This is a genomic window from Peribacillus sp. CSMR9, assembly GCF_033141925.1.
GTDB classification, from domain to species: Bacteria; Bacillota; Bacilli; order Bacillales; family DSM-1321; genus Peribacillus; species Peribacillus simplex_A.
In genome coordinates, this window is sequence record NZ_JAOPHO010000003.1 from 91,116 (window position 1) to 114,806 (window position 23,691).

The 23,691-nt window shown below is 40.2% G+C and carries 26 protein-coding genes and 2 riboswitches; of the genes, 4 read left to right on the forward strand and 22 right to left on the reverse strand.

All coding sequences use genetic code 11. The annotated features are described in order from the left end of the window. Window positions 1–402: 402 nt before the first annotated feature. The 5 genes from N9I19_RS03565 to N9I19_RS03585 all read right to left on the reverse strand — a co-directional run bounded on the left by N9I19_RS03565 (window position 403) and on the right by N9I19_RS03585 (window position 4,311). Window positions 403–840: a FixH family protein gene (locus N9I19_RS03565; RefSeq protein WP_089364022.1), complete on the reverse strand. Its 438-nt coding sequence runs from the start codon at window positions 838–840 to the stop codon at window positions 403–405. Window positions 841–859: 19 nt separating this feature from the next. Continuing rightward, window positions 860–2,275, reverse strand: a complete 1,416-nt coding sequence (locus N9I19_RS03570; RefSeq protein ID WP_317776995.1) for a sensor histidine kinase — start codon at window positions 2,273–2,275, stop codon at window positions 860–862. Then, on the reverse strand, window positions 2,272–2,958 hold the full coding sequence (locus N9I19_RS03575) for a response regulator transcription factor (RefSeq protein ID WP_317776996.1): 687 nt from the start codon (window positions 2,956–2,958) through the stop codon (window positions 2,272–2,274). Before N9I19_RS03575 ends, N9I19_RS03570 begins: the two co-directional genes overlap by 4 nt. Window positions 2,959–2,963: 5 nt before the next feature. Then, window positions 2,964–3,926: a YncE family protein gene (locus N9I19_RS03580; protein ID WP_317776997.1), complete on the reverse strand. Its 963-nt coding sequence runs from the start codon at window positions 3,924–3,926 to the stop codon at window positions 2,964–2,966. A 118-nt stretch (window positions 3,927–4,044) separates the two neighbouring features. Next, on the reverse strand, window positions 4,045–4,311 hold the full coding sequence (locus N9I19_RS03585; RefSeq protein WP_089364061.1) for a hypothetical protein: 267 nt from the start codon (window positions 4,309–4,311) through the stop codon (window positions 4,045–4,047). A 110-nt stretch (window positions 4,312–4,421) separates the two neighbouring features. Here N9I19_RS03585 and N9I19_RS03590 point away from each other — a divergent pair, with 110 nt between their 5' ends. Next, window positions 4,422–4,664, forward strand: coding sequence for a hypothetical protein (locus N9I19_RS03590; RefSeq protein WP_061463574.1), 243 nt, complete (start codon window positions 4,422–4,424; stop codon window positions 4,662–4,664). 68 nt (window positions 4,665–4,732) lie between these two features. On the opposite strand, the gene N9I19_RS03595 is transcribed toward N9I19_RS03590, so the two are convergent. From N9I19_RS03595 to N9I19_RS03625, 7 genes are all read right to left on the reverse strand, one after another. Further along, window positions 4,733–4,867, reverse strand: coding sequence for a hypothetical protein (locus N9I19_RS03595; RefSeq protein WP_284470457.1), 135 nt, complete (start codon window positions 4,865–4,867; stop codon window positions 4,733–4,735). A 62-nt stretch (window positions 4,868–4,929) separates the two neighbouring features. Then, on the reverse strand, window positions 4,930–5,856 hold the full coding sequence (locus N9I19_RS03600; protein ID WP_284470456.1) for a CobW family GTP-binding protein: 927 nt from the start codon (window positions 5,854–5,856) through the stop codon (window positions 4,930–4,932). A gap of 124 nt (window positions 5,857–5,980) precedes the next feature. Next, entirely contained in the window at window positions 5,981–6,514 is a 534-nt protein-coding gene (locus N9I19_RS03605) for a cupin domain-containing protein (RefSeq protein WP_317776998.1), read from the reverse strand. A gap of 250 nt (window positions 6,515–6,764) precedes the next feature. Beyond that, a complete protein-coding gene (locus N9I19_RS03610) occupies window positions 6,765–7,394 on the reverse strand; it encodes a methylthioribulose 1-phosphate dehydratase (protein ID WP_317776999.1) in 630 nt (209 codons plus the stop codon). Further along, window positions 7,391–8,050 (reverse strand): 2-hydroxy-3-keto-5-methylthiopentenyl-1-phosphate phosphatase, encoded by a 660-nt coding sequence (locus N9I19_RS03615; RefSeq protein ID WP_317777000.1) that lies wholly within the window; start codon window positions 8,048–8,050, stop codon window positions 7,391–7,393. Before N9I19_RS03615 ends, N9I19_RS03610 begins: the two co-directional genes overlap by 4 nt. 6 nt (window positions 8,051–8,056) lie before the next feature. After that, window positions 8,057–9,289, reverse strand: coding sequence for a 2,3-diketo-5-methylthiopentyl-1-phosphate enolase (gene mtnW / locus N9I19_RS03620; protein ID WP_317777001.1), 1,233 nt, complete (start codon window positions 9,287–9,289; stop codon window positions 8,057–8,059). 105 nt (window positions 9,290–9,394) lie between these two features. Then, window positions 9,395–9,547, reverse strand: a riboswitch (SAM riboswitch). Window positions 9,548–9,676: 129 nt separating this feature from the next. Next, entirely contained in the window at window positions 9,677–10,849 is a 1,173-nt protein-coding gene (locus tag N9I19_RS03625; protein WP_089364029.1) for a pyridoxal phosphate-dependent aminotransferase, read from the reverse strand. Window positions 10,850–10,948: 99 nt separating this feature from the next. Between N9I19_RS03625 and N9I19_RS03630 the strand changes: the two genes are divergently transcribed. The 3 genes from N9I19_RS03630 (at window position 10,949) to mtnA (ending at window position 14,298) form a co-directional block, all read left to right on the forward strand. Continuing rightward, window positions 10,949–11,731 (forward strand): carbon-nitrogen family hydrolase, encoded by a 783-nt coding sequence (locus N9I19_RS03630; protein WP_289320220.1) that lies wholly within the window; start codon window positions 10,949–10,951, stop codon window positions 11,729–11,731. A gap of 71 nt (window positions 11,732–11,802) precedes the next feature. Further along, a riboswitch (SAM riboswitch) is annotated at window positions 11,803–11,957 on the forward strand. A 77-nt stretch (window positions 11,958–12,034) separates the two neighbouring features. Further along, window positions 12,035–13,237 (forward strand): S-methyl-5-thioribose kinase, encoded by a 1,203-nt coding sequence (gene mtnK, locus N9I19_RS03635; protein ID WP_317777002.1) that lies wholly within the window; start codon window positions 12,035–12,037, stop codon window positions 13,235–13,237. 14 nt (window positions 13,238–13,251) lie between these two features. Beyond that, window positions 13,252–14,298 (forward strand): S-methyl-5-thioribose-1-phosphate isomerase, encoded by a 1,047-nt coding sequence (gene mtnA / locus N9I19_RS03640; protein WP_317777003.1) that lies wholly within the window; start codon window positions 13,252–13,254, stop codon window positions 14,296–14,298. Window positions 14,299–14,474: 176 nt separating this feature from the next. On the opposite strand, the gene N9I19_RS03645 is transcribed toward mtnA, so the two are convergent. The 10 genes from N9I19_RS03645 to qoxD form a co-directional block, all read right to left on the reverse strand. Next, window positions 14,475–15,362 (reverse strand): LCP family protein, encoded by an 888-nt coding sequence (locus tag N9I19_RS03645; protein WP_317777004.1) that lies wholly within the window; start codon window positions 15,360–15,362, stop codon window positions 14,475–14,477. Between the two features lie 108 nt (window positions 15,363–15,470). Then, window positions 15,471–16,928: a lmo1851 family serine protease gene (locus N9I19_RS03650; RefSeq protein WP_317777005.1), complete on the reverse strand. Its 1,458-nt coding sequence runs from the start codon at window positions 16,926–16,928 to the stop codon at window positions 15,471–15,473. A 294-nt stretch (window positions 16,929–17,222) separates the two neighbouring features. After that, window positions 17,223–17,927 (reverse strand): purine-nucleoside phosphorylase, encoded by a 705-nt coding sequence (gene deoD, locus N9I19_RS03655; protein WP_061463586.1) that lies wholly within the window; start codon window positions 17,925–17,927, stop codon window positions 17,223–17,225. Between the two features lie 241 nt (window positions 17,928–18,168). Continuing rightward, window positions 18,169–18,339, reverse strand: coding sequence for a YozD family protein (locus N9I19_RS03660; protein ID WP_064505166.1), 171 nt, complete (start codon window positions 18,337–18,339; stop codon window positions 18,169–18,171). A gap of 176 nt (window positions 18,340–18,515) precedes the next feature. Further along, window positions 18,516–19,223, reverse strand: coding sequence for a hypothetical protein (locus tag N9I19_RS03665; protein WP_061463587.1), 708 nt, complete (start codon window positions 19,221–19,223; stop codon window positions 18,516–18,518). A gap of 175 nt (window positions 19,224–19,398) precedes the next feature. Further along, window positions 19,399–21,165, reverse strand: coding sequence for an ATP-binding protein (locus N9I19_RS03670; RefSeq protein WP_317777006.1), 1,767 nt, complete (start codon window positions 21,163–21,165; stop codon window positions 19,399–19,401). Window positions 21,166–21,179: 14 nt separating this feature from the next. Beyond that, window positions 21,180–21,422, reverse strand: coding sequence for a YozE family protein (locus N9I19_RS03675; protein WP_061463589.1), 243 nt, complete (start codon window positions 21,420–21,422; stop codon window positions 21,180–21,182). A 756-nt stretch (window positions 21,423–22,178) separates the two neighbouring features. Further along, a complete protein-coding gene (locus N9I19_RS25145) occupies window positions 22,179–22,358 on the reverse strand; it encodes a hypothetical protein (protein ID WP_061463591.1) in 180 nt (59 codons plus the stop codon). 81 nt (window positions 22,359–22,439) lie between these two features. Further along, window positions 22,440–22,580 (reverse strand): hypothetical protein, encoded by a 141-nt coding sequence (locus tag N9I19_RS25150; RefSeq protein ID WP_411730402.1) that lies wholly within the window; start codon window positions 22,578–22,580, stop codon window positions 22,440–22,442. Window positions 22,581–23,401: 821 nt separating this feature from the next. After that, window positions 23,402–23,689 (reverse strand): cytochrome aa3 quinol oxidase subunit IV, encoded by a 288-nt coding sequence (gene qoxD, locus N9I19_RS03685; protein WP_089364036.1) that lies wholly within the window; start codon window positions 23,687–23,689, stop codon window positions 23,402–23,404. Window positions 23,690–23,691 lie beyond the last annotated feature (2 nt).

Here is a 23,691-nt window from a genome sequence, read left to right on the forward strand (position 1 = left end):
GGAATTATCATATCATGCATTTTTCGTAATATATGCACCATCAATTTCCATCAAATTCACAGGAGGCGAATGAGAAAATATTTTTATCCAAGTTTCAGAGAAGTCTTGCAAAAATGCTTTAACTATCTATGTTTCTGTAAGTAGTATAAATACCCATATTTTTCTAGCCATTCCTTGTCAATGGTAGTTACATAGAACCATTTCCATGGAATACTAATAACTTTTCGTTGACATATCGTTTCCAAGCTACTTATTATGACTTTCATTACTTTTATGTTACATTTTTTTCGTTTTAAATTCGACATTAGACTTCATCATTCACCCCTATCCCCCATGAGGATTTTACAAATAAAAAAACAATCCGGATTCCACCGAATTGTTTTGGTTTGGATTTTGCATTCATCATTTCATTTCATCATCATTCATCTCGTCCATATCCTTTTTTCCACCATTTTGTTCAGGAGGGCTTGGTTTGCCTATGACGAATTTCTCCTTTGGCATGTTGTGCATATCCCTTGCTGTTACGTGGGCATATACATAATAGGTTCCTTCTTCTTCAAAAGTCTTTTCCAATTCATAAATGCCGTTTTCTTTATGTTTTGCAGGAATCTTTTCATGGTCTTTGCTATTTGCAAGCCAAATTTCAAAGCTGACATCATCCGCATCTTTCACTTCTTCATCCCCATAGGTCACTTTTGCCTGAAACTTCACAGGCTCATCCACTTTTCCATGAATTGGATTGACAGCTAAATCGACATTCAACATTTTCGGAATTTCCTCTTCCTTGCCGCATCCAGCCAATAAAATTAATGCCATGCAAAATAACATGATTCTTTTCATTTTTGAACGTATCCCCTTTTTATGAATTCAATTCTTCTCCTATTATAGGTAGCACTACCCTGACTTTTGTTCCTATTTTTTCTTTACTTTCTATTTCGATATTGCCATTTTGCAATTCCACCAATTTTTTGACGATGGACAGCCCAAGCCCTGACCCGCCATCAAAACGGCTGCGTGCTTTGTTCACCCGGTAAAAGCGATTCATTACATATGGTAGATCCGCTTCAGGAATCCCATTACCCGTGTCAGTAACCACCAGTTCGCAATTTTCTTTATGCTGAATCAAGGTAATATTGATTGATCCTCCAGGCTCCGTATACTGAATGGCATTGTCAAAAATGTTATGTAAGATTTGTTCCATCCTGCCTTCATCCCCAATAATAATCGGGTCCGGATCCAGATCGATTTTCAAGTTCAATTGCTTTTCTTTTATTATAGGTTCATAAATCACTAGAACATCTTCAATAAATTGAGCAAGGGCAATCGGGGTTTTAAATAACATGAGTGGATCACTATCCATTTTTGATAAATCCATCAAATCTCCTACAAGCCGCTGCAGCCTAAGAGCTTCCCTTGAAATGAGTTGAAGGTATTTACGTTCCTCTTCATCATTTTTCACTACACCATCCAAAATGGCCTGCGTGTATCCCTTTACATAACTAAGCGGGGTTCTAAGCTCATGTGCAACATTTTCAAGAAACTCTTTTTTTCTTTCTTCTTCCAAATGGATGGAGTTAGCCATATCATTAAAGGCTTGTGCCAATTTACCTATTTCATCATGACTCCTTACCTGAACCTGTATGTCATAATTGCCCTCTGAGACTCGATGGGCAGCAGACTCGATATCCTTGATAGGACTGATTAACTTTTTCAACCATTTCGTAGTAAAAAAAATCGCGACAATCAAGAATAAAAGAACCGCTGCCATCCACTTTGCAGCAAATTCCTTAAGCAAGACCGTAATAGAATCCACTGGAATATACGTATAGATGATGCCTTCGAGGCGATCTCCGTCAATCAGGGGTATGATGGCCGCTACGATGTTCTTTTCAAACCTTTTCTCGTACCCCTCTTTTTCAACGGCTTTCCCGTCTAAAAGCATTTGCCGTTCTTCTTCAGAAATGAGGGTGTCATAATTGATTTCAAAAGGGAGACAGGCACTCAATTCCCTGGGATTGCTGACGACAAAGACCTCGCTGTCATTCTTACTGTTAAACCATTCAACTTTTTGCTTGAAGTCTTCACTAATTTCACCGCCGGTATAATCCTCACCAAGCAATGACGCTTCATTGACTAAATCTGTTTTAAGCTTCTCCACATAAAGATTTTTATAATAATATTGGGAAAGGGAGTAAGCGAACAGCACGGACAGGATGATGGCGGTGATGATGGTAAGCCATAATTTAAAAGAGAGGGACTTCCATTTATTAATCATTTCTTTTCCTCTATCTTATACCCGATTCCCCAGACGGTTTGAATGTAATCGGCCGCGCTTAATTTCATTCGTAAAGTTTTGATATGGGTATCCACGGTACGTAAAGACCCCCCATACTCCCCGCTCCATACATTTTCAAGCAGTTGTTCACGGCTAAGTGCCTGACTTTTATGACGCATGAGGAATAAGAGCAACTCGAATTCTTTCAAGGTTAAATTGATAGGGGTCCCTTCCACCAAAACCGTTCTGGATTGTAAGTTTAAGCTAATTTTACCGAATCGCACTTGGTTTAGATCCTCTTCTTTCAATGATAGTTTGCCTGTCCTTCGCAATACCGCTTCGACCCTAGCGACTAATTCTCCTGGATTGAACGGTTTGACGATATAATCGTCCCCGCCGAGCTTCAGCCCTTTCACCATATCCCACTCTTCACCTTTCGCACTGACAAATATTACAGGGATCTCCCAATTATCACGAATCTTTTCACATACCGAGAAACCATCCATACCTGGCATCATGATATCCAGTAGGATTAAATCCACTTCATGTGTTTCAACCATACTAATGGCTTCTTTTCCATTCTCAGCTTGAAGGCATCGATAACCTGAGTTCAGCAAATACATTTCAACTAGATTCCGCATATCCTCTTCATCATCCACGACTAAAATGGTGTAAACATGCATGTCAACTACTCCCTCAACATCAATTGGAATGGACCTTCGCCGACTTTGATCGTTTTTTTAACATCGACTGTTCCAGCATCCACTACATACACTTCATCACTATCATATCCAGCTACGACCACATCTTCGTTAAAGTTCGCCATTTCAAAAGGGTTGACGCCGACCACCTTGCTTTTCACTTCCTCATATTGATCATTCAATTTATATAAGGAGCTTGTGCCATGACTAAGGACAAAAATGCCTTCAGCATTCTCCAGGAACTTTATCGGCATGGTGGGAGCCTTCAACTTTTTCTTCAACTCTCCCGTTTTTGCCGAATAAATATATAGATCTTCTTCCACTTGATCTCCATGACCGTGTCCTCCGATCCATATTTCATCCTTTTCTTCCCTCAATAATGAGCCAGTGCTGGAACTATGTATGGGAAATTCGAATTCAACCTTTTTCGTTTCAAGATTTATCACTGAACACTTGGTATCCCCAAAATTAATTACATACAAGCGATTCGCTTGCACACCCTGAAGAACGGTCAAAGGGCTTTTACCGACACTGACTATATCCTGTTCCTCACCTTCATCATTTAAAAAATAAATGGAGTGATTCGATTGATTGACTGCCACGATGCTTTTTCCATCATGTAATAACTGCATATTGACGATCCCTTTCCCAATTTCCCAACTGTTTATCAGTTTTCCTTCTGATAAAGAGTACACTTGGACTTTCTCCATATCCTTTCCATAAAGCAGGATAGTATCTTTGTCTGCCAGGAGCAGGGCTCCGGTAAATGGTTCTGAAATATCCCATTTGGCAAATGGATGATAGTTTTCATCTATGAAAGTCAGGGAGGTATCCTTGATATTGACTGTCGCCAAGAAAGATTTACTTTTATTTATTTTTGTAAATGTATTACTGCCATTACACCCAGTAAGCAGTAAGATGGCAAGAAAAAGCCCAATGCCCCACTTCATATTTTAAGCTCCTTATTCATTAAATATCTATTTTTTAAAAATTTTAACAATGATTTGTGAAAAAAGTATGAAGCGGAAAAGAATATTCTCTAAACAAGCATCCGTATCACAACCGGAATCATAACCTTTCCAATTCAGTGACATAGGATATGACGATCGCGTTTTTCATTTCTTCTGAAAGCGCAGAACCCATCACGCGTTTAATACAGAGGTAAAACTTTTCCAGTACTGGTTTCCGGGCACGGGGGTGTGCATTTTCATCTAAAAGCTCGCGGCGAATGAGTTCCGATAATACTTCCCTTCCACCTCCATCCGGCACCTTACGATTATTCCATAAACTTAAATAAGCCTCTAGTACTGCTTCTTGCCTGACATTATCTTTCATATTATCCCTTCCATCCATCACTAATTTATACATATTATTAATCAAGTTTGTAAAGACTAACTTAATATTACGATTACGCAATAAAAAATTCAAAAAAAGGAGTGAGTAAATTGTCTCAAGTATACCGCTGTCCGAATTGCCGGACAAATAAATCTCGCTTCAATCTCATTAAGCAAGTATCAACCCCCATTAAAAAGGATCCGCAATCCGGTGAGATCGTTGAACAATATTCGAACGATTCGCTTCAGCCCTTCCATCTAGCATATAATGGTCCAGAAATTCGGGTGCAATGTGCTGCTTGCGGATTAATTGAAGACGAAAAGACATTTGCCGCCTTTGGATTGCAACAATGAAAATGGTCAGACCCATTTATGGTCTGACCATTTTTTCAATCTTTTCCCACCGACATTTTAGCTGCGGTCTATGGCAATTGGAATGACTTTTCCATCCCCATATCCATCATCCAATAATGCATTCTCGATTTCAATGGCCTTTTCCCTAAATCTTCATCTAGATTTTTCATCGAATTCGGATAATCATTCTTATTCCATGGCAATATTACCGCCTCCTTGATAAGAAAGTCTCCTTTTATGTTTCTCTTTAATGGACGGCAGACGTTTATTGGGCCGCTTTCGCTTCCAAAGCCTTCAACTGGCCGATGATAATTTCCCTATCCAACTTTTCACCGATAATGACGATATTCAATGGCATTTTCATCATTTCATTCATATACATCGGCATTCCGTATGAGTATTGGAATAAATGGGGGAGTTGTGAATGTGTAAAGGAAATGTATCCTTTCATTCGATAGACCGTTTCCGGAAGGCCCCTAAGCCAATCTTCAAAGTCAGTTTGTGCCACGGCACCCTCAAATGTGTGGACCACTGCAGTTAAATGCAAATGGTCGTGTACATCAAGCTTTTGATGGCCATTTTGCCGTTTTCTTTGCATCTGCTGCAACGATATCAAGGAAATGGCCGCATACTCCGTCAATAAACAAACAGCATCGGTGTTAAGCGCCTGTATCGAATATATCAGCTGTGCGGCCTCCATCTCACTTACAAGGTCCACTTTATTCAATAATATGAAATCCGCATGGTGGATTTGCTCAGCAAGCAACTGCCGAAGCTGCGGAGACAGTTCTTCCCGATCGCGCCACCGTAGTAAATCGACGACCGTTATAATCCCTTTATAATCCAGTCTTTTGGCGAAAAGCGGCGACATGATGCCATCCAATACTTCAACTGGATGGGCTGCGCCCGTCGTTTCAATATATACGGCGTCAAGGTTGTTTTCAGTTAGCAATTCATGAAGCTGAACCTCCAGCTTATCCTGAATGGTGCAGCAAATGCACCCGTCAAACAACTCCTTCAATGGCACTTCATCACCAATCAGGCCGCTGTCCACCGATACACTGCCGAGCTCATTCAAAAGGACGGCCACTTTCCTATTTGCTTCACTTTCCTGTTTTAATATATTTCGTAGAAGCGTCGTTTTCCCGCTGCCGAGAAATCCTCCTAATATGTAAACTTCGGTTGTTTTCATTTGTATCTGCTCCCATGATCCTGTAAAATTCGATTCCGTTAAATTTTATCATACTTATCTTTTAAAAGCACTTGCCCGAACCACATAAAAAAACCAGCCCGTAAGCTGGTTTTTCGACAATGATTCATGCTTGAACTTCGTCTTTTTCGTAAATCGGCACCCATCCTGCCGCTGTAACGAAAATACGGACAGCTACAGTTTTTCTATCTTCTGCCAGCGTGAAATAATGCCGTGTGGATTCTGGTACACTTATAAGATCTCCTGGATTAAGCCGTACATCAAACCACTGCTTATCGCTGCCCTCAATCGCAAAAATACTGGTTCCGCCTGCTATGAAACGCACTTCATCATCTTCATGGTGGTGTTCCTGCTTAAAGTTTTCAAGCATTTGATCCAAGTTTGGATTTGCATCGGATAATGTGATGATATCTTGAGCTTTATAGCCTCTTCTTTCGGAAATTTCCGCTATCTCAGATTTGAAAGTTAAAAGGATTTCCTCTTTGTCAGCATCTGTCAGATCGTATTTTTCCATAAGATGGGCCGGTAATTTCGAAATGTCCCATTGTTCATAAATAACCCCTTGTGTTTCTAAAAAGCCTTTTACCTGTTCACCGTTTTCAATAACCTCGTTTGTTTCATGGAACCTAATCATCGCCATCATTCATCCTCCTCTAGGATCTTTTATCTTAAGGCTGTTTTCACATACTTTGTTGCTATTTACCAGGTAGTGAGTTGTGGTTGATTTCCCCTCCAGATGCTCGCTTTCCGCGGGGCGGGCGGTGAGCCTCCTCGGCGTAAACGCCTGTGGGGTCTCACCTGTCCCGCTGCTCCCGCAGGAGTCTCGCACTTCCGCTCCAATCAACCTTAAATAGTTTCGTTTTAAAAACAACAATCTTTACGAAAAGAGCCTATCTTAAAGAACCTGCAAACGCCTTTTGTTGATTAAGCAACAGTTGATATTGAAATAAAAATTCGCAAGCTTCAAGTATACTTTTTGCTTCTAGTCCGCTTATACCCCAAACCGTAATTCCATGATTACGGATCAGCACGGCGCCAGAGTCTTCTTCGACATGTTGCTTGAACTTATCGGATAACTGTTGAATGTCAGCGTGATTATAAATTATTGGAATCCGAAGCTCTGAATCTTCATCCCACCGTCCGGTCGCTTTTATGATTTCATGATTATGAAAAGAAACTTGACCTTCATCTCCGTACAATTCGGATATCACATTATTTTCAACTGTATGGACATGGAGTACACAGTTCGCATTGGTTTTCCCGTAAATAACGGTATGAAGCAAAGTTTCGGCCGATGGCCTTAGCTCCGTTTCTTCAACTGGTTTTCCTTTTAAATCCACCAATAAAAAGTCCGAATCCGATTGCTTCCTTTTATCCTTACCGCTTGCCGAAATATAAAAGAAAGGACTTTTGGGCTCGCGGATGGACAAGTTCCCGCTTGTTCCCATAAACCAATCCCTTTGGGCCAGTTCAGCTTTAATATCGGCTAGCTCCAGCCATTCTTCAGTATGTGTGTTCACGCCTTTACCTCCTCCCGCCGCTTTAAAATATCAATTACATCATAAAACGTCTCAAAACCTTGATGAGAAATCCCTTCTCTATCACAATTCTCAAGCAGCATGTCACGGGCTATGACAAAATCGGCCTGTTTTGCCGCTTCAAAATCCGTTACTGAATCTCCAATAACGAGTTTAAAATCTTCCGGACCCGTAATTTTCCTCATAATTGATGGCTTACAGCAACCGCAATCATTATTACATTGCTCATCACAAGCATGTGGCCACTCAATATAAATCTTTTCCTTATCAAAAAATGCATTGTTGCAATAAACGGAATCTGCTGGCAAGATATCATTTAAAAGAGGTGCAATGAAAAAATCCATGCCCCCGCTTACAATATATAAAGGGATATTGGCTTTTTTCGTATACTCAACGAATTCATTAAATCCTGGACGAATGCCGGCCGTCTCGCATACATATTGAATGATGTCATCCTTCAAGCCACTATCAAGCAAGGAAAACATATCACCGACCCCTGAAGATATACTGATTTTTTGCTCAAGGACATCGTCTTTCAACTTTTCCCACTCCGGAGGCGCAAATTTTTTCATGATAGAAATGATATTATCTGTGTTGGTGATCGTTCCATCGAAATCGCAAAAGATGATCGGTTTCATTATTTCTTACAATCCTCCCCATAAAACAAGAGCTTTTTTTAGTCCTTCTTCCTCAGCCGCCGCTTCTGATAGGTCCTTTCCTGCGAGTACGGCTTCAACAGCAGAACGGAATGCCTTGGCACCGCCCTCTGCTCCGTCAGGGTGTCCATGAATTCCACCTCCGGCATTAATGACACTGTCCAGCCCAAAATCCTTGATCAGGTCGGGAACCATGCCGGGATGAATGCCTGCAGAAGGTACAGGGAAGGCCTTTTTCCATGAAAATTCATCTTTTGTAAGAGCTTCAGCAATCGCTAATGTTTCCTTTTTTTCAAGTGCGACATTTCCATAAGGTGATGGGAACAAGGATAAATCCGCTCCTGATAACCTCACTAATTTACCAAGCAATAATGGATAGCCGATCCCATAAAATGATGAAGCTGCCAATGCCCCGCTATATGCGGGGTGCGCCATGATCGGTAGTTTGATATGATCATGTTCACTCAAGGCTTGCAATACATCCAAACCATATGTATGAACGTTGAACAATAATGCATCTGCCCCTGCTTCAGCCGCTTGCTTCGCCTTATCCAATAAATCAAATGTTTTCCCTGATAGATTGACAGCATATAAAGTTCGGTGGCCAGTGGTTTCAAAGACTTCATTCAAAATTCTTTTTCCCGTTTTTATTCTATCGAAAAATGGAGTCTGTTCCTGGTCAAAGAGAATCTCATCATCTTTAACTAGGTCGACACCTCCTAACGCTTGTTGCTTCAGTTGCTCATTATGGAAGGTTAGATCCCTTCCTAATACACCTTTAAAGATGCTCATCACCAGGGGCCTGTTAAATACCTCAATCTTTTCCCTTATGCCTGTAATGCCAAATTGCGGTCCCGGGAACGCTTTTTGAATAGCACCGACAAAATCCAGGTCGATCAGTTTTATTTCACCGTCCAATGAAAGTTTGCCGAAGACCGTCGTAAGGATTGCAGGTAAATCATTAGAGAAATTCCCTGCCGGATAGGCAATTTTAATTAGCGAACGGTACACTTTACGATTAAAGTAGCCGTTTGCCCTCTCTTCTTCAGATAGTGGCGTTACGGATACTACACGTCCCTTATGCTTTTCCAGTTGCTTCTGGACCAATTGGGGCAGGTCCGTCCATGTCCCCACAGTCAAACCTAAGGCAATGCTCTCTGCTTTTTTCTCATGATTTCCATTAAAGTCATGAATTAAATAAGTAGCGACTATCTCGCTCATCTGATCACTCCTATTACACGTTAGTTAACTCTCGAAGTCATTAACCTGGCATTGCTCTAAATGGTAAAAGCCCCTTCATATAAGAAGAGGCTTTAAAAAGCCATCTTCTTATCTCCCAGCCATTGGCTGCAAGAATTAGCACCGTGCCTTGTGGATTTCATGAAAATCCGGCGAAGAATTCCGCCCCATTTTACAATGGAATTACGGTCGGTTGCTGGGCTTCATAGGGCTAGTCCCTCCACCTGCTCAAAATAAGAAAACGCTGATATATAGTTACAAGTATCGAAAGATTTAGAATTTATTTTGTATTCTGACAGGTAATCCATACTTTGTCAATACGTTTTTAACCATTTAACGGTGAGATAGATTGGTTACCTCAATCCTTCGTTAAAACAAGTTTAGTGTGCGAATTCGTTCCACAGCCTCTTTTAACCGCTCTTCCGAAGTCAGAAGCCCTACCCTTACGTAACCCTCGCCAAATTCACCGAATCCATTCCCTGCGGCAACAGCTACGTGGGCATGCGTTAATAAATAGTCTGCAAAACTCTCTGACGTAAAACCTTTTGGTACCTTGAGCCAGGCAAAAAACGATGCTTCAGGAGCTTTGACTTCCCAGCCGATTGCCCTTAATCCCTCAATGAAAACATTCCTGCGCCCCTCATACATCTTCACTAATTCCTCTACACAGCTCTGCGAGTCAAGCAATGCACTTGCCGCTGCTTCCTGTATCGCCGGGAAGAGACTCACATATAGATGGTCTTGTAATAGTTCAAGAGCTTCTATGACACTTTTATTCCCCATTGCGAAGCCAACTCTCCACCCTGCCATATTGTATGTTTTCGATAGTGTGTATATTTCTATTCCTACATCCTTCGCTCCCTTTGCCTGGAGAAAGCTTGTCGGTTTTTTTCCGTCGAACCCTATCGCTCCATAAGCGAAATCGTGGACCACACAAATTGAATGCTCTCTTGCGTGGGAGACGGTTTCATCAAAAAAACTTTCAGTTGCAGAAGCACCAGTGGGATTATTCGGATAGTTCAAGAACATCATTTTGGCTTTATCAAGCACGTCTTTATGTATAACTTTGTAATTCGGAAGAAAACCATTTTCTTCTGTCAAGGGCATGAATTCGGTTTTTGCCTGGGCTAACACTACACCTGAAAGATAATCCGGATAGCCGGGATCAGGAACCAGGATCGTATCACCTGGATTTAATAAACACTGCGGCAGTTCGACAAGACCTGCCTTTCCTCCAAAGAGAATTGCCACTTCACTATTTGGATCCAGCTTGACTCCATATTCACGTTCATAAAAGACGGCAGCGGCATCCTTTAAATATTGATGTCCCCGGAATGGTGAATATTTATGATTAATCGATCTTTCAGCGGCAGTCTGTAAACTTTTCACGATATGTTCAGGCGTCGGTTGATCAGGATTTCCCTGGCCTAAATTAATGACATCATGTCCTTGCGCCGTAATCGCATTGACTTTTGCGACAAGTGAGGCAAAAAACTGCTTTGGCAGGTCCTGAAGCTTTCCGGATTTTTCGAATTGCAACATTTATACACCTTCTCTGAAATTTCTTGAAATTCTAGTCACAAATGATATATGTTTATCATAGTCTTGTAAAGCATTTTTTACATGTGGGGGTTTTAAACGATGAAGTGGAAAATAGCTTGTATTCAAATGGATATAGCATTCGGGCAACCGGATATCAATTTTCAGGTTGCGGAACAATGGTTGGAAGAAGCAGCACGGTCAGAACCCGATATCGTCATTTTACCAGAGCTTTGGACAACTGGATACGACTTGACCAGGTTAAATGAGATTGCTGATCAAGAGGCGGAAAAAACGATTGAATTCCTTAAAACACAGGCAAGGAAACACGAGATTCACATCGTAGGCGGTTCCATTGCCAAAAAAACGAGCAAGGGTTTCTATAACACCATGATCATCATCAATAAGGATGGCAAACTCATTAAAGAGTATGATAAGCTTCACTTATTTCAATTGATGGATGAACATCGCTACCTGCAGCCAGGTGAAAAAGAAGGTTTATTCACTCTTGATGAAAAAATATGTGCTGGATTCATTTGTTATGACATCCGCTTCCCTGAATGGCAGCGAGCCCATGCTGTTCAAGGTGCCGAAGTTCTATTCGTAACCGCAGAATGGCCTAAGCCCAGACTCGATCACTGGAGAGCCTTATTGATTAGTCGTGCCATCGAGAACCAAGCCTATGTTGTAGCCGTTAATCGTTCAGGTTCGGATATCAATAATATATTTGCTGGTCATTCCTTGATTATTGATCCATGGGGAGTTATCGTAAGTGAAGCGGGAGAAGAAAACGAACTATTGACAGGCACCTTGGACTTCACTAAAGTTACGGAAGCACGTAACAAAATACCTGTATTCGAAGATCGCCGGCCGGACTTTTATTAATTTCCCCATTGACAAACTATTTAAAAAGTTGATATTATTTTCCCGAAGATTAAAATTTCAGAATACATATACTCTTATCAAGAGCAGGCTGAGGGATAAAGGCCCTATGAAGCCCAGCAACCGACTGTAATACCATTGTGAAATGGGGCGGATCCACCGCCGGATTATAAAATCCACAGAGCACGGTGCTAATTCCACCAGAATTCATTTTTCTGGGAGATGAGAGGTCCGAAGCCAAAACTTCTGCCTCTTTCTATATGAAAGAGGCTTTTTTATTCTTATTTTGAACCTGGAGGAAAAAAAATGACTCAAAACCATTCGAATTTTAAAAGATTGACAAACGAAACAGCTATAACCTTTGCAAAAAAACTTGGGTTGGTCAATGCGGATGCCAGTTTAAACTGTAAAGAAATCGGAGATGGTAACTTAAATTATGTTTTTCATATTACAGAAACTGATACAAAGAAAGGAATAATAATCAAACAGGCTGTCCCATATGCCAAGGTAATTGGCGAAAGCTGGCCGCTGACATTGAAAAGGGCTGCCATTGAAGCGAATGCACTTATTCATTTCAAAAGCTATTGCCCCGAATTCGTACCGCAAGTCTATTATTCGGATGAACAGCTTGCGATCACAGTCATGGAAGATTTATCGCACTTGAAAATCGTTAGAACAGGATTAATCGATGGTGATCCATATCCATTGCTTTCACAGCATATCGGTGAGTATGTAGCGAAGACGGCATTTTATACATCCGATTATCATTTAGAACCCTCTGCGAAAAAAGAAGTGGCCCGACACTTCACGAATCCGGAGCTTTGCAGAATCACTGAAGTCTACATTTTCACGGATCCTTTTTTCGAGGAGCTCCCCGGAGATTTCGAGGTGGAATTGACTGATGCCGCCAAAAGTATTTGGAATGATCAAGATGTGATACTTGAAGTCGCCAAGCTGAAACAAAGCTTTGAAACCGAGCAGGAATCCTTGCTTCATGGAGATTTACATACAGGAAGTATATTTGCAAGTGAAACTGAAACAAAGGTTATTGATGCAGAATTTGCTTTTTATGGCCCAGTTGGTTTTGACCTAGGTCAATACACAGCCAACCTTCTTTTTCAGGCAGTCACACGTAATGGCCCTGGAAAGGAAGAGATTTTCACACACCTCCATCAATTTTGGAATGCCTTTGAAGAAGCATATACTGAACTATGGAACACCCAAAATATAAGCCCATTCCGCAATGTGAAGGGTTATCTACCTTATTTACTGGCTAAATTCAAAAGGGACGCATTCGGTTTTGCCGGATGCGAACTGATTCGGCGAACCATCGGCCTTTCCCATGTTGCCGATCTAAATGTCATTGAAGATAAAGAATCTAGGATCGCTGCGAAAACGACAACATTGAAGATTGGTGCTTTTTTAATTAAAAAACGGGAAGAATTGGATGTTCCAGCTGTCATTGATGCGTTGAAAAACCATACACTTCCATTTTATTCAACCCTTTAAAAGGAGACCTGTACATGACGACACTAGCACCCTTACCATATTCAGTCCAATGGGATGATACCCATATTACATTATTAAATCAACAGGCCCTGCCTTCCTTAACTGAATTCATTGAACTTCATTCAGTTGATGATGTATACGACAGCATTTTGACATTAAAGGTACGCGGCGCCCCAGCAATCGGACTGACGGCAGCATTTGGCGTTGCACTTGGTGCCAAACAGGAAACAACCACTGAATTAGGGGAATTCAAGAAGAATGTAACGGGGCATATTGAAAAGCTCGCCTCTTCCAGGCCTACTGCGGTCAACCTTTTTTGGGCATTACGGAGGATGGAAAGCACCTTGCAAGCAGCACAAAGCATTTCAGCTGCCAAGGAAGCACTTGTAACGGAGGCCAAAGCCATCTTTACTGAGGATGAAGAAATGTGCAGGAAAATTGGGGAACATGGTTTATCCTTATTCGCTAAAGGTGATTCCATCCTAACGCATTGCAACGCTGGTGGGATTGCCACAGCCCGTTATGGAACAGCCTTGGCTCCCTTCCACCTTGCAAAAGAAAGGGGCTTTCCGCTAAAAGTGTACGCTTGTGAAACCAGACCTGTCCTGCAAGGGGCGCGTTTGACTGCTTGGGAACTGATGCAATCAGGGGTTGACGTCACCTTAATATCTGATAATATGGCTGCACATACGATTCTTCAGAAACGGATCAATGGAATTATAGTTGGGGCCGACAGAATTGCGGCTAATGGTGATACAGCCAATAAAATCGGGACATTGGGATTGGCCATATTAGCTAGGCACTTTAGTATCCCTTTTTATGTGGCTGCTCCATCAAGCACATTCGACCTTTCTATCAAATCCGGCTCATCCATCCCGATCGAAGAACGGGATGAAGCGGAAATCACCTTCATTCAAGGTGTACGGATCGCTCCGGAAAACGTGAAGACATTCAATCCAGCCTTTGACGTTACACCGAATCAGCTAATTACCGGCATCATTACAGAAAACGGCATCATTGGATCTGATTTTGTAAAAAACATTCCGCATTTTGTTAAGTGATCCAGGTCATTTTATTGATATAAAAAGACGAGACGGATTTAAGTATCCCTCTCGTTTTTTAAAAGAAGATCAAATAGTAATATTCTTGCGAGGTCTATTATAAAATAATTTAAGTGATTTGAACAAATCACTTCTTTCGATTGATGTTTTCGATAACAAATGATGATTAGTTATTCTTATTTTGTAAAAAATTCTTGAAGTGCCTTCTTATTTTTAGTATAGTCCATTTCCAACACGGCTCCGATATGGGGATATATTTCATCTTTATAGCTTCCTTCTACGGGGATCCTTAGAGTTTCAACGGTGTCCGGTGTATGGAAGACGGCTTCTGGACCCATTTCCATTATCGTTTTCACCCCAATATCAGTATTTAAATACGAAAGTCCTTGTTCGATTATACTAGGAAGGGCCGCTATACCTTCGAAGGACGAGATTTGATTTATAAACGCTGATTTTAATTGAACCAATACTTCCTGTTGACGCTCTACCCTTCCAAAATCACTTTCATCGTCATGTCTAAAACGGACATATTTCAATATTTCCTCACCATGTAAAACATTTTTACCAACGCTTGCTTGAATACTCATATCATCAATAATTTCCTGATCCACATCCACCACTACCCCCTCAGGGGCAAGCAAATCCACCATCTTCACAAATCCCTGAAAGTCAATTACTGCAACATGATCGACCTTGACATCAAGGTTTTCCTGAATGGTTTTCTTTAGCAGCTCCTTTCCACCATAATAATAAGCAGCATTTATTTTGTTATATGCTGATTTATCCCCAGGGATTTTCACATAACTATCACGCATAATGGAAGCCAGCTTTAGTTTTTCCTGCTCTGGAAAGTATTTTGCCAGTATAATCGCATCTGATCGAGATTTTTCCTCCCCGCGAGAATCAACACCAATTAACAGAAATGTTTTCACGCCTTCTTGGATCACTTCTTTGGTTATCTTTTTTTCCGTACCTGCATTTCCATTTTGTTTGGGTAAAGGCGCATAGGTGCAACCTGCCAGAATCCAGACCATTAGATATATGAACAGTACCTTTTCTTTCATTACCTCACCTCATCGGAAAATTAACCATATCTTTTACCTTATATTGGAATACTATTCATTGAACGACAAAAAAGCCTGCCATCGATAATCGCTGACAGGCTTTTCCATTTATTTGATTTCTTTCTTTAATACTTCAACCGCTTTTTTCACTTGTGTGTCGTTTTTTAGTATTTTTTCCCGTATGACCTGCATCAATTTCACGGTAGTATCATCTTTGATGGTACCAGTTTCTTTAATTTTTTGTTCCCTTTGGAACGCTTTTACCGCATTTGTAGTTGCTTCATCAAAGAATCCATCTATCTTACCAGGATCATGGCCTGCTACCTTCAGCATCTCTTCGGCTGCTTTCACTTCACTGGAGGAATCAGATGCTTTCAATTCCTTATCAGGCGAAATGTACGGAAGGCTAGCATAATCAGGAAGCTTCACAGTAATATCCGGCTTGATCCCTTTCTTATGAATCCAATTGCCTTTAGGAGTCAACCATTTGGCTGCCGTATATTTGAAGTTAGACCCATCATCAAAGTCTTGGGCAGTCTGCACAGTCCCTTTTCCAAATGATTTGACACCGATCAAAGGAATGTCCGCAGATTCACTGACAGCGGCCGCAACAATTTCAGAAGCGCTGGCACTGCCATCATCAATCAACACGACTACCGGTATCTTCAGCTCTCCATCATTCTTCGATTTATAGACTTCTTTTTTCCCGCTGCGATCCTCAACTTGAAGGACCACTTTCCCATTAGGTATGAACAGGCTTGCCATTTTTATTGCTTGGTCAAGCAGTCCCCCTGGATTTCCTCGCAAATCCAATACCAGACCCTTCATATCCTTCTTCGACATCTCTTCAAGCGACGTTTTCAGCTCTTGGACTGTATGTTCGGAAAAACTGGTCACTTGAATTTTTGCAACTCCATTATCAAGCATTTCCGCATAAACTGTTTCAATCGGAATTGTATCACGTTTAATCGTGAGCTCAATCGGTTCCGACTCACCAGCTCTTGAGATGGACAAATCCACTTTCGTACCCTTTTTGCCCCTGATTTTCAGGACAGCTTCAGAAGAGCTTAGTCCTTCAACGCTTTTACCGTTCACACTCAAAATGATATCATTCGGTTTTACCCCTGCTTTTTCTGCTGGGGACCCTTTTATTGGTGAGACGACCATGATTTTTCCATCCTGCTCCTGAATCTCTGCACCGATTCCTTCAAAAGATGAAGAGATGCTCTCATGGAAACTAGATGCTTCCTTTTTATCCATATATGCAGAGTAAGGGTCATCCAATGATTTAATCATTCCATTAATTGCCCCGTCAACCAGCTTGTCTTGATCAATCTTTTCATAGTAGTTACCCTTTATTGTATCGTATGTAGAATACAGCTTTTCAAATTCCGCATGTTTATCAGGTGCTAATGACTCTACTTTTTCATCTCCAAAGGTCAAGGCTATTGTAGTAATCCCTGCTGTTAGAAATATGACTAAGAAAATCCCCATAATGAACGTAAACTTCTTTATTTTAATGAATTTCCCTGCCTCTTTTGGCTGTTTTTGATTTTCTTCTTCCACTTAGCCTCACCACTTTCATTCTTCATGACGATATAAACGATTTCATTCTATTTTATCAGCTTTCATGCCAATCGAAAAATAATTGTTATCAAAAATAACAACTTATGATCATATGTATTTTTATAACCCTCAGTAAACGGTAAATCAAATGGAACACTAAGGACACCCAGGCAATTCCTGAATGAGCCTCGACATTACAAAAATGCGGATACCAAGGAATGAATGAGCCTCTATCCCAACTTTCATTATCCAGCATCACTTATTCCTGGTCACCCGCCGTAACACAGCCAATTATCAGTCTTGGATAGCTGCTTCCAATGCCACTTCAACCATTTCGTTAAAAGTTGACTGGCGCTCATCCGACGATGTTTCCTCACCGGTTAAGATGTGATCGGAAATGGTTAATACAGATAAAGCTTGGCGGCCAAATTTAGCAGCAAGCGTGTATAGGGCTGCTGATTCCATTTCTATCGCAAGGATTTGGTATTTTGCCCATTTTTCCAATTCGCTATTATCGTTATAAAACTGATCGGCCGTAAATACATTGCCGACCTTCAATTGCAAGCCCTTAGCTGTACCCGCATCATAAGCTTTTCTTAGTAAATCGAAATCCGCGGTTGGGGCAAAGTCCACTCCCCCGAAAGTCATGCGGTTCATTTGGGAATCGGTGGAAGCACTCATCGCAAGGATTACATCCCTGACTTTTACATCTTTTTGAATGGCCCCTGCAGTTCCCACACGAATCAGTTTCTGGACATTATAGCTGTTCATCAATTCATTTACGTAGATAGAAATGGATGGGACACCCATGCCTGTGCCTTGGACAGAAATTCGTTTCCCTTTATACGTTCCTGTATATCCAAACATGTTACGAACTTCATTGTAAAGTTTAGCATCTTCTAAAAATGTTTCAGCAATATATTTTGCACGCAACGGATCCCCAGGAAGTAAGACCGTTTCCGCAATTTCATTTTCTTTTGCACCAATATGTACGCTCATACAACTATGTCCTCCTTAACTTGTGGTTGAAATGATATTCAAAACTACTATACCATATCAGCCACAAGTTAGGAAAATTGAACCTTATCCTAGAGACTTAAAAGATAAGGAAAACTGGTAATCAAGAAAAGGCTTTTGGCACCCCCTTCTAAATTGCAAACAAAACGGCGGAGGTCCGCCGTCTTTTTTTAATGGTTTTTAAAATTAAGGGAAAGGAAGCTGCTAACCGTCGTATGACAGGTTACTCATCGACTTCTTCATCAATTATGCATTTTTCAAGAAGATACTCGAATGTGATGTCAGCAAGATCTTCAACTTCAGCTTCTGTTGGAAGATAGCCCCGTCTTATCAATTCTTGAAAAAAGAATTCCGCTATCTCTTCTGTATCAATAAAAACCTCAATTTCTCGCAAATCATCGCCCCCTTAATTAAAGGTCTATGAGTGTGTAGAGACAAATATTCCAGTAAGGCATTCCATTATGGAAAATCATTTTAAGGACCTACATTTTTACCATGGTCCCTTCTCGGCCAATTATATGGTTTTTTAAGAAACTTGGAAATTGACCCTTTAAAAGTTTGGCATACTTTTCACTTCGTTTGCTTTTTTTTATGATCTGGGTAAATTTCCTCTGCCGCTTTTTCAATTTTAGCAAGGGCAATCTTCATGATATGACGATATTCATCATCGCCAAAATGTTCATAGAGCTTACAATAATCATTATATAAATCCAACAGTCCATCAATCATTTCCTTTTTTTCATTTTTTGTCATTGTCATTTCTCGCTCACCTTTACCAGGGTTGTTTTGTTTAGCAATGATAGCAAGCTCATTATTCTTTTTAGAAAGGAGCAGTCCTAACTTTTTAATGATCCCATCTGCACGTTTAGCATCGGCTATCAAAGTCAGTTCTTCTTCATGCGCTTCAAGCCATTCACCATCCGAGATTCTTGATAACTCATAGATAACATCCTCCCAGGCATTTTCCTTATAGCGCCAAATCTCCGTTCGATAACCGATTATCTTGAAATAATCCTGTTCATATCCATCTACCTGGACTAAGTCACCTAATAAATATTTATATTCAATATCGATTTGTTCTTTTTGATAAAGGATTTCTCCTTCATATTCATTTATGGATTGCAATGTTTTTTCGATATAAAGACCTTCACTATAGTTCACTTCATACACATAAGCACCATCGAGAAATTTGACATCGGTTATTTTCCCGACTGTCCCATACATTGTTATTACGACTGTATCGCCTAATTTATATTTCGGCTGTTTTTTTTTGCCCATAAGAGACATCCCCCAATATGGTCCTTATCGTTGATTAGTAAATTATATGCACAAACAAACATGGAGGTTAATGGAAAAGAGAGGGCATTTTGCTCATTTAGATAAGTAACTTGCCATTTTATTAAAGAGGAATGAAAAACCCTGTACATTATTTTACTACAACCAAAAAGCCGTCTCATTTTATGAGACGGTTCGTAGTAGGGATTATGAGCGTCACTTTCGTTCCTTCGTCGTAAACGCTCTCAATTTGGAATCTCCCTTTTAATTCCTCCATTATCTGGATGCAGGTCGCTACACCTAAGCCGTTTCCATCAGGTTTAGTGGTATAAAAGGGCATGCCGATTTTTTTAAAATTCTCGGGACTGATGCCTTTTCCATCATCTCTGATCATTAATTTTACATATTGGGACACGGCAGTCAGGTGTAGTTCAATCTGGCCTTTTGCTTCGATAGCTTCAGAAGAATTATTCAGGACATTCAAGAGGACCTGTCTTAACCGGTTTTTGTCTGAATAAACAAAGACGGATTGTGTCACTCCATTAATTAATTTTACAGGAGAACTAGGAATTGAAGAAGTATAGGTATCTATAATTTCATCAAGGAAATCTTTTAAATCTATTTTCTCCCATTCTAATTGATGAGGTTTAGCCAAATCAAGAAGTTGTGTCACGAATACATTGACCCGATCCACTTCATGCAGCATGACATCACTATATTTTTCTATTAATGTTTTATCATGATCCTGGCTCTTCAATAGTTGGAAAAAGCCCTTTATTGTCGTCAGCGGGTTCCTGATTTCATGGGCGACCCCGGCAGCAAGCTGGCCAACATATTTTAATTTTTCTGTACGGACGATTTCCTTTTCACGATCTTCTATCGTTTCCATCATTCTTAGAAAGGCGAGATTCAATTTTTCCATTTCTTCGAAGCTTCTTTTTTGGGAAACGACGAATTCCTTCCCTTCAATGAAATCTTCAGTCGCTTCGACAAGATCTTGAACTGGACGCACAAGAGTCTTTGTAAGTAAATAGACTGCCAGAATGATAGAAACAAATACGATGCTGTATATGGTCAGATACCGTGATAAAAGGTCATTCAAAGGCTGAAACACCTGTTTCTTATCTGCACCAACAACAACAAACCACTTATTCTCCGTTTGTGCTATCGTATGGACAGGCTGGATAGAATGGATTTTTTCCCCATTCTCTGCACTGTACAATTCATCCGATAACGAAGCTTCCATCAGTTGTTCCTTCGTTAATCCCATTTCCTCCAAGGCTGAATCCTGAATGACGCCATGTGGTTTTTTTTTCGAAATCATGGTACCGTCCTGATTAATCATGAAAAAGTCCACTGGGTATTTATCGCTAATTTCATTAGCCTTTTTCTCCATCATCTCCCAAAGCCCTTCCAATCGGAAAGCTGGAGACACAACACCGGTCATCTTCCCTGTACTATCATATACCGGCGCACTTAAAGCAATTATGGGTTCTGAGTAAGCCTTGGTTTTATATACGTCAGAAAGGAATTCATGACCTTCTTTGGCCTCTTTGAACCATATTCTCTTCCCGAGGTTATCCCCGATCATTTTATTGGAGGTATCTGCAATGACATTGCCTTCCATATCCAAATGCAAGACACCGTAATAATTTCCTTTTGCATCGATAAACTTTTTTAGTTCAACTGACTTCTCTTCTTTTGAAGAGTCAGGATTGATGATTACCGAATTCGTACTCATTAACTTCACATCACTGATCCGTTCGTTCAAATAGCTATATGCTTCATTTACAATATTCATCGAACCTGCATTCAAGGCATTTTTTGCTTCCTTTTCCAGCAGGGACCGTTGTGATTCATAGGATATGATTCCCAATATCAGAACAGGAACACTTGCTATAAGTAAAGAATAAAGCAAAATTCGGGTTTGAAGGCTTTTAAGCATCCTTCCGATCCTCCCTATTCCTGATCTCCCAATAGGAGTCCTTCTTCTATTTGGACATATTGTTCCCATGCATGATCGAATACTGACATACTTTCGAGATAGTCTGCATTCAATTCTAAATAACTGCTCACTTCATTATAATCAGTCGACTGTTTTGGAAAGCCATGATCCTGATAGGCATGATTGGCAAATTTAGTGATTGAATCAATTTCCTTTGGTTGTCGAAATTTCATTAAATATAAATAAAATGGTCTCATAATGTCGAGCCCCCCTAAAATAACTATGATTTCTGCTTTAATATATCGGAAACTTTCGCTTCCGTCCACTTTTTTAGAAATCGATTTGGTTTTTTCTTCCTCAATTTATAAAAATATACGATTTTTCTACAGAACCGCATTCGATATAAGCTGAAAATACAATATAAATATCCTTCTCATTCCTTATTAATTCCATCCTTGTAAAGACGGGAAATTTTTTGTACTCATTCACGCTTTAGCCTTTTATGTTCATCATTAAAAGCATGGTCATTCATGCCGCATAATGGGCGGTATTACTTCAAAATATTCAATGACCCGATTGTTTACTTTTAGTGATTGGGAAAATCCCCTTCATCAAAGATAGAAAAAGCGATTACGCTTTTTCTGCCTAAAATGAGGGGATTGGTAATTTATCCTTAATTCTAAAGGCTGTTTTCACATACTTTGTTGCTATTTACCAGGTAGTGAGTTGTGGTTGATTTCCCCTCCAGATGCTCGCTTTCCGCGGGGCGGGCGGTGAGCCTCCTCGGCGTAAACGCCTGTGGGGTCTCACCTGTCCCGCTGCTCCCGCAGGAGTCTCGCACTTCCGCTCCAATCAACCTTAAATAGTTTCGTTTTAAAAACAACAATCTTTACGAAAAGAGCCATTCTAAAAGTCAAAGTAGTTAAGTTTCAACAGCCTTTTCATGTTCATTAGCTCACTGTACTTCGTTTGTTTCAATCTGTTTCGAATCAGTTCCCAATACACCGTCCCCTTTACCGATGCAAGCTCCCTTTCTCACACCATGGACACATCTCCATGATATTCATCTCCCTTTGGAGTGCTCTTTTTTGCTGTGCCTGGAATTTCTCTTCTTTTAACAGATCTTTCTTTCCAAGCTGGTTTTTCAATGAAGCATGCTCTGGGTTAGTCACGTAATTTTCCCGTCGATGCATTCGTTTCAGTCCTTCAGGCACTAAAATTGCTTGTCGTTCATTAAACCGAATACACCTATATCTGATCGTTTATCTTCCATATCAGGATATACCCCAATAATCATCCGCAAGTCCAGGAGTATAATGCACAGGTTCAGGATATGTTGTTATCGCACCTTCAAAATTTCGCAACACCGTTTTTGTTGGAGATTGTGAAAGGATATAATTCGGCTGCAGTGTGATTTTCCCTCTCCCCCTGGAGGTCGTTTTTTATTGTAAGTATGGGATGTGTGTCTTATCTAAAGAAAACATGCGAAAAGAAGCCAAAAGACACACGGTTGTTCAACTGATCCCTTAGTTATTTTGCTAGCACCATCTGTTACTTTAATAAGCAAAAGAACTTAGCTATTGTTTAACTTACTTTATAAGTGAGTACATATAAATTAAAAGGCAAGTATAGAATAATCATCTCTACTTGCCTTTCAATTGGACCTATTGTTAGTTTTTCCATATTATTTATTGCTTTTATTTGCTGTAATAAATCCAGTCTTTTCACTATCGCCTTACACCTACACATTTTTTGATATTGGGGTTCTTACGATTAGTATGAAGAACATATAACTCACGAGTAGGATTTTCACGATGAAGTTCTAGATAAGCTTCATTGCATCTGGAGAAATAGTAATTTCTATTTGATACCCTTTCCCCACATCAAACACCTTGCTATTACTTTTCCCCAAGCACTATCAGTGGCTATTTCCCCCAGCAAATCGCTTGTTTCTGTCACTAAAGACCCCCATTAGTTAGATTCGATAATCAAAACATTAAATACATATACTTAAATAACAATGCATCCATTAGAGTAGAGTGTATTATTTAATTTGAATAGCGAGAATGTTTAAACGTTGGAAATAACCTTAAAAGGGAATTACAAAAGCCATACCCCTTTATCAGCAGTTATATTGTGATAGTGCATTCTAAACTTTTCCCTATTCATGGCTCATTGTCCCTATTTCCAACTTCAATTACTCATCATTCGCCTTCTGTTTCCCAACTGTTTCATATCAATAACTCCAACCCCAGATCATACATAATATTGTACCCAAGACAGTAATTAGAGCTAGGAATATAGCGCAATATAGAGTCATAAAAATTGATTTGCTATCATCAGTTTCTCGAGCATGCATAAACACAACTAGTTGAACAGCTGCTTGTATGAATGCTGTCAATATAAAAATCGTCATGCCTGTTGCTTTTGACATATTGAAGAAGTAAACCAAAAGAGCTACAACCGTCAAAATCAATGAAAATACAAAACCCCATACTTGTTTAGCCGGGAAAAATTCCTTCATGT